Source organism: Brachybacterium sp. J144, assembly GCF_036321705.1.
Classification (GTDB): domain Bacteria; phylum Actinomycetota; class Actinomycetes; order Actinomycetales; family Dermabacteraceae; genus Brachybacterium.
Genome location: NZ_JAZDCG010000008.1, coordinates 1 through 11,295, shown reverse-complemented (window position 1 = coordinate 11,295; position 11,295 = coordinate 1). Strand labels below are relative to the sequence as shown.

Annotated in this window: 8 protein-coding genes; 7 read left to right on the top strand and 1 reads right to left on the bottom strand. The window is 73.5% G+C overall.

The window, feature by feature from the left end; translation table 11 throughout:
* Positions 1–34: 34 nt before the first annotated feature.
* From V1260_RS04805 to V1260_RS04795, 3 genes are read left to right on the top strand one after another with little or no spacing between them, the layout of a single operon-like run.
* Positions 35–1,492: a GTP pyrophosphokinase gene (locus tag V1260_RS04805; protein WP_329745662.1), complete on the top strand. Its 1,458-nt coding sequence runs from the start codon at positions 35–37 to the stop codon at positions 1,490–1,492.
* A gap of 21 nt (positions 1,493–1,513) precedes the next feature.
* Positions 1,514–2,365: a PHP domain-containing protein gene (locus V1260_RS04800; RefSeq protein WP_329745661.1), complete on the top strand. Its 852-nt coding sequence runs from the start codon at positions 1,514–1,516 to the stop codon at positions 2,363–2,365.
* A gap of 17 nt (positions 2,366–2,382) precedes the next feature.
* Positions 2,383–3,105, top strand: coding sequence for a hypothetical protein (locus V1260_RS04795; protein ID WP_329745660.1), 723 nt, complete (start codon positions 2,383–2,385; stop codon positions 3,103–3,105).
* A gap of 30 nt (positions 3,106–3,135) precedes the next feature.
* On the opposite strand, the gene V1260_RS04790 is transcribed toward V1260_RS04795, so the two are convergent.
* On the bottom strand, positions 3,136–4,524 hold the full coding sequence (locus V1260_RS04790) for an MATE family efflux transporter (RefSeq protein WP_442878116.1): 1,389 nt from the start codon (positions 4,522–4,524) through the stop codon (positions 3,136–3,138).
* A 217-nt stretch (positions 4,525–4,741) separates the two neighbouring features.
* On the opposite strand from V1260_RS04790, the gene V1260_RS04785 reads away from it, so the two are divergent.
* The 4 genes from V1260_RS04785 (at position 4,742) to V1260_RS04770 (ending at position 11,151) form a co-directional block, all read left to right on the top strand.
* Positions 4,742–8,155 (top strand): efflux RND transporter permease subunit, encoded by a 3,414-nt coding sequence (locus tag V1260_RS04785; RefSeq protein ID WP_329745658.1) that lies wholly within the window; start codon positions 4,742–4,744, stop codon positions 8,153–8,155.
* A gap of 33 nt (positions 8,156–8,188) precedes the next feature.
* Entirely contained in the window at positions 8,189–9,730 is a 1,542-nt protein-coding gene (locus V1260_RS04780) for a sensor histidine kinase (protein ID WP_329745657.1), read from the top strand.
* Positions 9,727–10,416, top strand: coding sequence for a response regulator transcription factor (locus V1260_RS04775; protein WP_329745656.1), 690 nt, complete (start codon positions 9,727–9,729; stop codon positions 10,414–10,416). The genes V1260_RS04780 and V1260_RS04775 overlap by 4 nt, the downstream gene beginning before the upstream one ends.
* A 78-nt stretch (positions 10,417–10,494) precedes the next feature.
* The gene (locus tag V1260_RS04770; RefSeq protein WP_329745655.1) at positions 10,495–11,151 is read left to right on the top strand and encodes a hypothetical protein; all 657 of its coding nucleotides are present in this window, start codon (positions 10,495–10,497) and stop codon (positions 11,149–11,151) included.
* Positions 11,152–11,295 lie beyond the last annotated feature (144 nt).

Genomic DNA, 11,295 nt, shown 5'->3' with positions numbered 1-11,295 from the left:
GGGGATGAGGAGGGGACGAGGAGGGGAGCTGGGCATGGCAGGCAGCGAACGCCGCACGGACAGCGCGCGGCCGGAGATCGACTACACGGCCTGGGACTGGCTGCCCCGCGCCGCGGAGGAGATCAAGGACTACCTCGAGCGGCTGCTCGCGGAGGCCTCCATCACCGAGCACTCGGTCATCGCGCGCCCCAAGTCCATCGCCACCTTCCAGGAGAAGGTGCTGCGCAAGGGCTACACCGACCCTCCCCGTCAGGTCACCGACACCGTCGCCGTGCGGCTGATCATGTACTCCCGCACCGACCTCGACCGGGCCGCGGAGCTGGTCCGCGAGCGCTTCTCGGTGAGCGAGGAGCCCGAGCCCGCCCTGCACAAGCCCGACTCCCACCGGGGCTACGAGAGCGCGCACCTGGTGATCACCGGCGAGAGGCCCGGCCAGGAGCACGACTGGTTGCTCCCCGGCGGCGCCCTGACCCGCTACTTCGCGGACTTCGGCGGCCTGGAGATCCAGATCCGCACCATCGCCGCGCACGCCTGGGCGGAGTTCGAGCACGCCCGCCGCTACAAGAGCGCCGCCTACGAGGCGATCTCCGCGGCGGACCGCGAGGAGGTCGACCGCCTGTTCGGCCTCGCGGCCGACGCCCGTGCCGCGCTCGACGCCGCCTTCGTGCGCATCGAGGAGGTCCTCGCCGCCCCGCCCTCCTCCCTCGAGCTGCGCGCCGAGGACGCGGAGGACGAGACGGAGACCGGGGACGGGCAGGAGCAGGCCGCGGATCCCGCCGACGGCTCCGAGCACCTTCCCGAAGACCTGGTCGACGCCCCCTCCCTGCGCACCCTGCTGGCCGAGCGCTTCCCCGAGGACACCGCGGGCAGCGCCGCCGGGGTCGACTTCGCCGTGGACCTGCTGCAGGCCGCGGGGATCACCCGCCGGGGCCTGCTCGAGCGGGAGCTCTCCGCGGTCGACAGCGCCCAGGTGCGCCGCCTCATGGACGTGAAGACCCCGGTCACGCGCGTCCGGCGGCTCGACGACGAGCTCCTCGCGCTCTACGGCGAGGAGTACATCGCCGACACCGAGGACATCGGCCGCTCCACGCGCCGCGGCAACCAGCTGCGCTGGCGCTACGACCGGCTGCGCGGCAAGGTCACCCTCGGCCGTCGCAGCGTGCGGTACCAGCTCTTCGGCGCGGACTGCCCCGCGTCGGTGCGCGCCCTGCGGATCCCCGCGCAGCGGGCGGTGCGCGAGGTCGCCCGGATCCTCGCCGAGCGCTCGGGGGCCGACGGAGTGCTTCGGGACGGGGCGATCAGTGCGGCCGACGACCTCCCCGTCGGCGCCCGCTCCCGCCCGGTGCGCCTGGCCGACGGGAGCCAGCTGTGGATCGCCACGGCGCTCAGCCGACGGGCCTCCGAGCGGCTGCTCGCCTCGCTCCTCGAGGACGCGCACGGTGCGGACCTCGTCGTGCTCCGCGACGGGGAGCGCTTCCTCTCCGCCTCCTGAGCGCTGTGGAAAGCTGTGCCCATGCGTCTGACCGCCGACAGCCACGTGCACAGCGAGTTCTCCTGGGACACCGGCGGCCCCGGCTCGGCCGCCCACGGCACTATGGAGGCGACCTGCGAGCGGGCCGTGCACCTGGGTCTGCCCGCGGTCTTCTTCACCGAGCACCTCGATCTCGAGGACGCCTGGCTGACGGACCCCGAGGACTTCGCCGAGCACGAGAAGCACCTCGTCGGTGCCGACGATGTGGTCGCCGTGCCGCCCTTCGACGTCGACGGCTATCTCGAGAGCATCGAGCGCTGCCGGGCCCGCTTCCCGCAGCTGCGCATCGGCACCGGCCTCGAGTTCGGTCAGCCGCATCTGCGCACCACCGCCGCCCGGGCGCTCCTGGACCTGGGACTCTTCGACCGGATCATCGGCTCCCTGCACACGGTGGCGCACGGGGACGTGCGCTGCGAGCCGAACACGCTGTTCCGTCGGCTCCCGGCCGACGAGGTGATCCGCCGCTATCTCGCCGAGGTCCCCGCCCTGGTCGAGGGCGACGAACCCTTCGAGGTCGTCACCCACCTCGACTACGCGGCGAGGTACTGGCCCGAGGAGGCGGAGGGACCCTTCGACCCGCGGCGCTTCGAGGAGGAGTTCCGCACGGCGATGCGGGCGATCGCGGCGAGCGGACGAGCGCTCGAGATCAACACCCGGCGGCTGCGTCCCTGGATCACGCAGTGGTGGGCGGAGGAGGGCGGGCGCGCCGTGAGCTTCGGCAGCGACTCCCATACGGCCCCCGCTCTCGCGGCGAACTTCCCCGAGGCGATGCTCCTCGCGGAGGCCGCCGGGTTCCGGCCCGGGGACGACCCGCGCGAGCTCTGGCGGCGCTGAGGTCCGGGGGGAGAACGATGGGGGATCGCGAAGGCACGGTCCGCGCCGAGCCGATCGCGCAGCCGGAGCCGGACGGGCCCCGCTGGCGGCTGCCGTCGGTGCAGCCCGGGGTCCTGGTCCTCGACCTGCCGGAGGAGGTGGGGGCGGTGCGGGTGAACGGCGCGGAGATCCCCGCCGAGGAACTCCGCACCCTCGGCAGCGGGTTGCCCCGTCAGCTGCTGGCGATCCCCGGGGACTACACCGTCGAGGCGCTGCCCACCAGCGAGCATCTCGTTGCCGCACCGCAGGAGGCCCGGGTGCTCGCCGTCGTCGGCGACCATGACCGGACCGTCGCCCGCGTCTCACCGGAGCTCGCCTTCACCCCGGAGGCCGTGGAGGCCGTGCGCGCCGACGCCCTCGTGGCCCAGGAGCTCTGCGCCGCGGAGCGGGACCGCTTCACCGGCTGCGGCACCGTGCTCCGAGACCTTGGGCCCGGTTTCGGGACGGGGACCGTGCTCTGGGAGTTCCACGAGGACCCGGAGATCGAGGTGCGGCACCTCCAGGGCGGCACGGGGGCGGTCGACACCGCCGGCTTCGCGGACGGCGGCGGGCCCACCACGACCGTCACCTTCGCTCCGGCCGACGGCGGGGAGGCGCGCACCCTCGAGGTCCGCTACGGCGTGGTGGGCACCGTGTCTCTCGAGGACGACGGCACTCTGCGCACCGAGGCGACCCGCGTGGAGGAGCCCGTCGCTCCCTGAGCCGTCGGCGCGGTCAGCGCGAGCCGCGCCTCACGCCCCCGTCCGCATCCAGGCCTCGCCCCTCACCCGCCAGCCCAGCGTCGCCGCGCGGGCGATCATGTACAGCAGGTTCGTCGCGATCCACAGCGCCGCCGTGCCCAGCGGCCCCGCCGGCGTCAGCACACCCACGGCGATCGCCCCGGGCATCACCGCCGCCGCCGCGACGATCCCCGCCCGCGCCAGGTACGAGGCGTCGCCCGCGCCCATCAGCACCCCGTCGAGCACGAACACGTAGCCCGCGACGGGCTGCGCGAGGACCAGCACCCACAGGGCCGCGCGCAGGTTCTCCTGCACCAGCGGATCGGGGCTGAACACCTCCGGCACCCCGTAGCTCGCCGCGAGCAGCAGCACCCCCACGACCGCGCCGCCGCCCACGCCCCAGCGGGTCAGCCGCCGTGTCACCGCATGCACCGTCGTGGTGTCCGCGGCACCCAGGTAACGGCCGGTGAGCGCCTGGCCCGCGATCGCTAGGGCGTCGAGGGCGAGGCTGAGCAGCAGGAACACGGTGGTCGCGAGCTGGTGGGCGGCGAGCTGCACGTCCCCCAGCCGGGCCGCGACGAGCACCGTCACGATGGAGACCACGCGCAGGCTGAGGGTGCGCACCAGCATCGGGACCGCCTCCCGGCCGGTCACGGCGACCGCCCGCAGATCCGGTCGGAGCGAGACGTGCGCACCGCGGGCATAGCGCCGGACGGCCCCGAGCAGCACCAGCGCCATCAGCCACTGGCAGATCACCGTGCCCAGGGCGCTGCCCGCGATGCCGAGGCCCAGACCGAAGATCAGCGCGGCGTTGAGCGGCACGTTCAGCAGCGCGCCGCCGACGGCGACCACGAGCGGCAGGCGGGCGTCCTGCATCCCGCGCACCAGCCCCGTCGTCGCCTGCACCGCGAGCATCGCCGGCAGTCCGAACGCCGAGATCCGCAGGTAGACGGTCGCCTCGGCGGTCACCGCCGGACTCGCCCCGAACAGCCCCAGCAGCCACGGCCCGGCCGGCACGAGGAGCGGCAGGCACGCCGCGCCGATCAGTAGCGCGAGCCACGAGGCGTCGACGCCGCGGGAGATCGCCTCGCGCCGCCGGCCCGCGCCGAGCGCCCGCGAGACCGCGGCCGTGGTCGAGTAGGCGAGGAACACCGACAGCCCCACCACCGTGGTCAGCACCGTCGAGGCGACCCCCAGTCCGGCGAGGGAGGTCGTCGAGACCCGGGCGATGAACGCCGAATCGACCAGCACGAACAGCGGCTCCGCGATGAGCGCCCCGAGGCTCGGCACCGCGAGGCGCAGGATGTCCCGGTCGACGGCGCGGCGCGCGGCACGGGGCGAGGACGGCTCCTCGGGCGAGGCGGGATCTGGGGGTCGGGGCGACGCGGGCACGGGTCTCATTCTCTCCGCTTCTCGCCGTTGGTTTCCGCTCCGCCCCGTCGCTCCGCCCCGTCGCTCCGCCCCGGCGTCGACCGCCGACGGACGGACGCGGCAGCACCGACCTCCGTCGAATACTCGCCTCCAGGGAGGTGTGCCAGAGTGCCACCGGAGGGTCCGACGTCGCCTCCGGGCGCGGGGTCGCACCGTGCCGTCAGCCGCCGCGCCCCCGAGGAGCACGATGAACCGCCTCGCCCGTCTGAGCCTCAGCAACAGGTCGTTCATCGCCCTGGTCTGTCTCGCCGTGTCCATCATCGGCGTCTTCGCCGTGACCACGATGCGCCAGGAGCTCATCCCCTCCGTCTCCCTGCCGCAGATCCAGGTGGTCACCACCGCCCCCGGCGCCTCCTCGGAGCAGGTCCGCGACCGGCTCACCCGCCCGATCGAGCAGTCCCTGGGCGGGCTCGAGAACGTCGAGAGCACCTCCTCGACCTCGCAGGCCGGCATGTCGATGGTCACGGTCGAGCTGACCTACGGCACCGACACCGCCCGCGCCGCCAACCAGGTCGACGCCGCGCTGTCCCGTCTCGACGGCCAGCTGCCGGAGGACGCCGAGCCGCAGGTCATCGCCGGGGGCACGAGCGATCTGCCCGCCGTGGTGCTGTCGATCTCCTCGGACCTCGACCCCTCCGAGCTCGCCGGCCGCCTCGACGCCTCCGTCACGCAGGAGCTCGAACGCGTGGACGGCGTCTCCTCCGTCGCCGTGATCGGCGCCCCCGAGCAGATCGTGCGCATCACGCCCGACGAGGCGGCGCTCGCCGAGAACGGCCTCGTCGAGGACGACATCGCCACCGCCCTCGACGCCTCCGGGCTGTCCCTCCCGGGCGGCGAGGTGGTCGACGGCGACCGCACCCTCGACGTGGTCCTCGGCCAGCGCGTCGACAGCATCGAGAGCCTCGAGGGCATCATGCTCATGCCCTCCCAGGAGACCCCGGCCGAGGAGGCCCCCGCCGACGGCGAGGAGGGCTTCGGCGGGGAGGAGGGCACCGAGCAGCCCGCCCCCGCCCAGCCCGTCGCCCTCGGGGAGGTCGCCACCGTCGAGCAGACCGTCCAGGACCCCACCTCGATCTCCCGCACGAACGGCCGCGAGTCGCTCGTGGTCATGGTGACCGCGACCGCCGACGGCAACGTCGTGGACATCTCCTCGGGCGTCGAGGACGTGCTCGCCGACACCCTGCCCGGCGTGGGCGGGGACGCGCAGGCCGACGTCGTCTTCGACCAGGCGCCGTTCATCCAGGAGTCGATCCTCGCCCTCGCCGAGGAGGGCCTGCTGGGCCTGCTCTTCGCGGTCGGCGTGATCCTGCTGTTCCTGCGGCGCGTGCGGCCCACGATCATCACCGCGATCTCGATCCCCACCTCGCTGCTCATCGCGTTCATCGGCATGCTGGTCACCGGCTACACGCTGAACATGCTGACCCTCGCGGCGCTCACCATCTCCATCGGCCGCGTGGTCGACGACTCGATCGTGGTCATCGAGAACATCCAGCGCCACATGACCTACGGCAAGGCCAAGCTGCGGGCGATCCTCGACGCCGTGGGAGAGGTCGCGGGCGCGATCACCGCCTCGACCCTCGCGACGGTGGTGGTCTTCCTGCCGATCGCGATCGTGGGCGGCATGGCCGGGGAACTGTTCCGGCCCTTCGCCCTCACCGTCGGCATCGCGATGCTCTCCTCGCTGCTGGTCGCCCTGACGATCGTGCCGGTGCTCGCGTACTGGTTCCTCAAGGCCCCGAAGGGCCACGAGGACCTCGACCCCGAGGACGAGGCCGCCGTGGCCCGGATCCGCGCGGCCTCCGAGGAGAAGGAGGAGGCCGGCTGGCTGCACCGCGGCTATGCGGCGGTGCTGCGCGGCACGGTCGACACGCTGACCCGGCGCCTGCTCACCGTCGGCGCCGCGATCGTCGTGCTGATCGCCACGGTGCCCCTGTTCCAGCTGGTCAACATCAACTTCCTGGGTGACACGGGGCAGAACATCGCCTCCCTCACCCAGACCCTCCCCGCCGGGACCAGCCTCGAGCAGTCCTCCGAGAAGGCCACCGCCTCCGAGGACGCCCTGCTCGGGATCGACGGCGTCGAGACCGTGCAGACCACGATCGGCGGGGGCGGCTTCAGCCTCGGCGGCTCGGGCAGCAACGAGATCAGCTTCTCCATCACCACCGACGCCGAGGCCGACCAGGAGGCGCTCCTGGACGCGATGGTGACCGCCCTGGAGGCGCTGCCCGAGCCGGGCACCGTCGAGGCGGCCGACATCGCCTCGCCCACCGGCTCGAGCTCGGTCGACATCCTCATCACCGGCCCCACCGCCGCGGACCGCCAGGCCGCCAACGACGCCCTGCTCGCCGAGCTCGACCCGCTGCCCGCGGGCGTCGCCGAGGTCACGAGCGACCTCCAGGCGGACCAGCCCACCGCCGTCGTGACCGTGGACCGCGAGGCCGCCGCGCAGCGCGGGCTGACCGAGGAGGCCGTCGTCGGACTGGTCGCCCAGCAGATGTTCCCCGGCGCGATCGGCAGCATCACCCTCGAGGACTCCGAGCTCGACATCTACGTCGAGCGCGGCGAGAGCGTCGACACCCTCCAGCAGCTGCGCGACATCGAGCTGATGGGCTCGATCCCGCTGACCGACGTGGCGAGCGTCGAGGAGGTCGCCTCGCGGCCCGCGATCGACACCCGCGACACCCTCGAGACCGTCACCGTCTCCCTCGCCCCCTCCGGCGAGGACGTCAGCGAGGCGACCGTCGCCGCGCAGGACGCGATCGAGGCGGCGGAGCTCCCGGAGGGCGTCGAGGCGACCGTGGGCGGCACCGCCGCGGACATCGACGAGACCTTCGGCCAGCTCGGCATCGCCATGCTCGCCGCGATCCTGCTGGTGTACGTGCTGCTGGTGTGGATCTTCAAGTCGCTGATCCAGCCGCTGATCCTGCTGGTCTCCATTCCCTTCGCGGCGACCGGCGCTCTGGGCCTGCTGGTCATCACCCGGGTCCCGCTGGGCCTGCCCTCGATGATCGGCCTGCTGATGCTGGTGGGCATCGTGGTCACCAACGCGATCGTGCTCATCGACCTGGTCAACCAGTACCGCCGCGCCGGCATGGGCCTCGACGAGGCGCTGCACCTGGGCGCCGCCAAGCGACTGCGCCCGATCCTCATGACCGCGGCGGCGACGATCTTCGCGCTCGTGCCGATGGCCCTCGGCATCACCGGCAACGGCGGCTTCATCGCGCAGCCGCTCGCGGTCGTGGTGATCGGCGGCCTGATCTCCTCGACCCTGCTCACCCTGGTCATCGTCCCGGTGCTGTACCGGATCGCGGAGGGCCCGGGGGAGCGCCGACGGCTGCGCGAGGTGGAGCGCCAGGAGGGTCTGCGCCGCGAGCGCGAGGCCGCCGAGGCCCAGCGCCTCGCGCAGCAGCAGGCCGAGCGGGACGCCGCCGAGCGAGCCGCCGGAACCGCCCCGGAGCGCCGCACCGTCACCGGGTCGATCCCCGCCGCGCCCGCCGACGGCCCGACCCGACCGTCGGCCGGATCGCACCGCGGCCGCCGGGCCTCGCTCCGGGAGCGCGGCGGGATCCTCGGGATCCTCCGCGCCCGACGGAGGCGCTGACCCGCCCCGTCGGCCGTCCCCTACGATCCCCGTATGCCCGAGACGACCCCGCGCCGCCTCCCGCGCCCCCTGTCGGCGCGCGGTTGGTCGGTGCGCACCCGGGTGCTCTCCACCGTCGTGCTGTTCATGGCGATGGGGCTCGCGGTGACCGGGGTGCTCACCTACGCGGCCCAGTTCCGGGTGCTCGAGGAGCGGCTGCAGAGCGAGCTCGAGCAGGAGCTGAGCGAGCTCGAGCTGATCGCGAAGGACACCGACGAGGACGGTGAGTACGAGCACGAGAGCGTCGACGAGGTCCTCCGGGCGGCGACTACCTCGGCGGTCCCCTCGGACAACGAGACGGTGCTCGCCCTGATCGACGGCGTACCCGCCTACAAGCCCTTCCAGCAGGACTTCGAGCTGGTGGGGGAGGGGGTCCCGGGCTCCGCGGAGATGCTCGCGGAGATCGAGCGGCTCCACGTGCCGGGACGCACCGTCACCACGACCGTCCAGCACGAGGGACGCGATCTGCGGATGCTGATCGCCTCGGTCCGGGTCGCGGGTGACGACGCCGAGGGGATCTTCGTGGTCGCCGCCGACGTCGGCCCGCCGCAGGCGGAGCTGTGGCGCTCCGTGGCGACCTTCACGGTCATGTCGCTGCTCGCGCTCCTGGTCGCGGCGGTCCTCGCCTACCTGGTGACCGGGCGGATGCTGCGTCCTCTCGAGTCGCTCCGCGAGGCGACCGAGCAGATCACGGTCGACGACCTCGAGCGGCGCGTCCCCGTGCCCGAGGGACGGGACGACATCGCTGCGCTCGCCCGCAACTTCAACCGGATGCTCGCCCGCATCCAGGCCGGTTTCGTCGAGCAGCGCCGCTTCATGAGCGACGTCGGCCACGAGCTGCGCACCCCGCTGACCATCGTGCGCGGCACCCTCGAGACCACCGATCCGGGTGATCCGGCGGACGTCCGCGAGGCCCACGAGATCGCGATCGACGAGCTGGATCGCATGGGCCGCGTGGTCGGGGACCTGTCCGAGCTGGCCGCCTCCTCCCGCCCCGACTTCGTGCGGCCGCGGAGGACGGATCTCGGGGACGCCGTCCGCTCGGCCTTCTCCCGCCTGCCCCACATCGGGGAGCGCGAGTGGGTGCTCGAGCGCACCCCCGAGGGGACGGTGCTACTGGACCAGCAGCGCCTCACCCAGGCGCTGGTGCAGCTCGCCGCGAACGCGGTGCGCTACAGCGAGCCCGGGACCCGCATCGCCGTGATCGCGGACCGGGTGGCGGGCCCCGCCGGACCCGAGCTCCACGTCGCCGTGCGCGACCAGGGGATCGGCATCGCCGCTGCGGACCAGGAGCGCATCTTCGAGCGCTTCACTCGGGTCGAGGGCGCTCCCGGCTCGGGCTCCGGCCTCGGGCTGCCGATCGTGCGCGCCATCGCCGAGGGGCACGACGGCGAGGTGCGCGTCGAGTCGACGCTCGGTGAGGGCTCCACGTTCACCCTGGTCCTGCCCTGGCGCACCCCGGCGGACGGCGATACTGGGGACGAGAGCGCCGTGAGCGAGGGCCCGACCGAGAGGCCCGGAGGGAGCAGTCGATGAGGATCCTGATCGCCGAGGACGAGGCGCGCATCGCCCGCTTCATCGAGCGGGGGCTGAAGGCCAACGGCTACGCCTCGACGGTGGTGGAGGACGGCATCAGCGCCCTCGATCTCGCCTCGAGCGGCGACTTCGACCTGCTGATCCTCGACGTGGGGCTGCCGCGCATGGACGGATTCCAGGTGCTGAAGGCCCTGCGCGGCATGGACGTGCAGATCCCGATCCTCATGGTCACCGCCCGCACCGGCGTGGACGACACGGTGCAGGGCCTCGAGGGCGGCGCCAACGACTACATCGCCAAGCCCTTCCGCTTCGAGGAGCTGCTCGCCCGGGTCAAGCTGCGGGCCCGGGAGGCGGCCGCGGGGGCGGCGACGGCGAGCGCCGACGTGCTCGGCCTCGGGGATCTCACCCTCGACCTCCGCACCCGCGTCGCGAGCCACGCCGCGGACGGCGAGCCGCGCTCCGTCGAGCTCTCCTCGCGCGAGTTCACGATGGCTCGCGTGTTCCTGGAGAACCCGGGCCAGGTGCTCACCCGCGACCTGCTGCTCTCGAAGGTGTGGGGTTACGACTACGACGGCGCCTCGAACGTGGTCGACGTGTACGTCGGCTACCTCCGCGGCAAGCTCGGCGCGGCCCGGATCGCGACCGTCCGCGGAGCGGGCTACAAGATGGTCGATCCCGGCGCCTGACCTGCGACGCGGCGCACATGAGAGGCCTCTCATGATTCGCTCACGGGCGCTTCATCCCGCTCGTCCATGCTCGCGACCATGAAGTCGCTGCGCACTCTCGCGATCCTCGTCGCCGTCGCCCTCGCCGCCGTGGGGCTCGCCGTGCTGCCCGCGGTCGAGCCGGCCCCGGCGGAGCGACCCGGGATCGTGGTGGGCGAGGACTCGCTCGAGTTCCCGTCCAACTCCGACGCCGGGGGAGCGGGCGGCGCGGCGGAGGGTTCGAGCTCGGGCTCTGCGGCGGCGGCCGACGGGTCCGGCGCTGCGGCGGGTGACGCCGACGCGGCGGGCGCGGCCGACGGGGACGGGACGTCGGTCGCCCTGCCCACCGCGGCAGCCGGGTCCTCCTCCCGCGTCATCCCGCTCGGCTCCCAGGGCATGCAGTACGAGCCCTCGCCGTCGCCGGCCCCCGCACCGGCTCCCGCCCCCGCTCCCGCGCCGACGAGCTCCGGGTCCTCGGGCGGCTCGGGAGGGTCCGGCGGGTCCAGCTCGGGGGACTCCGGAGGTTCCGGCGGTTCCAGCAGCTCGGGCGGGTCCAGCTCCTCCGGGTCCTCGTCCTCCTCGTCGTCGACCCCCCGCGCCCCCTCACGCCCCGCCGCCCCCAGCAGCGCCTGCGAGTGGGACGACGACGGCTGGGAGTGCGACGACGACGATGACGACGACGGCGATGACGATGACGACGACGATGACGACGACTGATCGCCCTGCCACCGCCCGCCCGCCCCGTAGCCCCGCCCGCCCCCATCCGCCCACGCCGCCCCCATCCCCACTCCACCTCCGGTGACCCACCAGTTACGGCGCCTGAGGGAGCATGTTTCGCGAAACATGCTCCCTCAGGCGCCG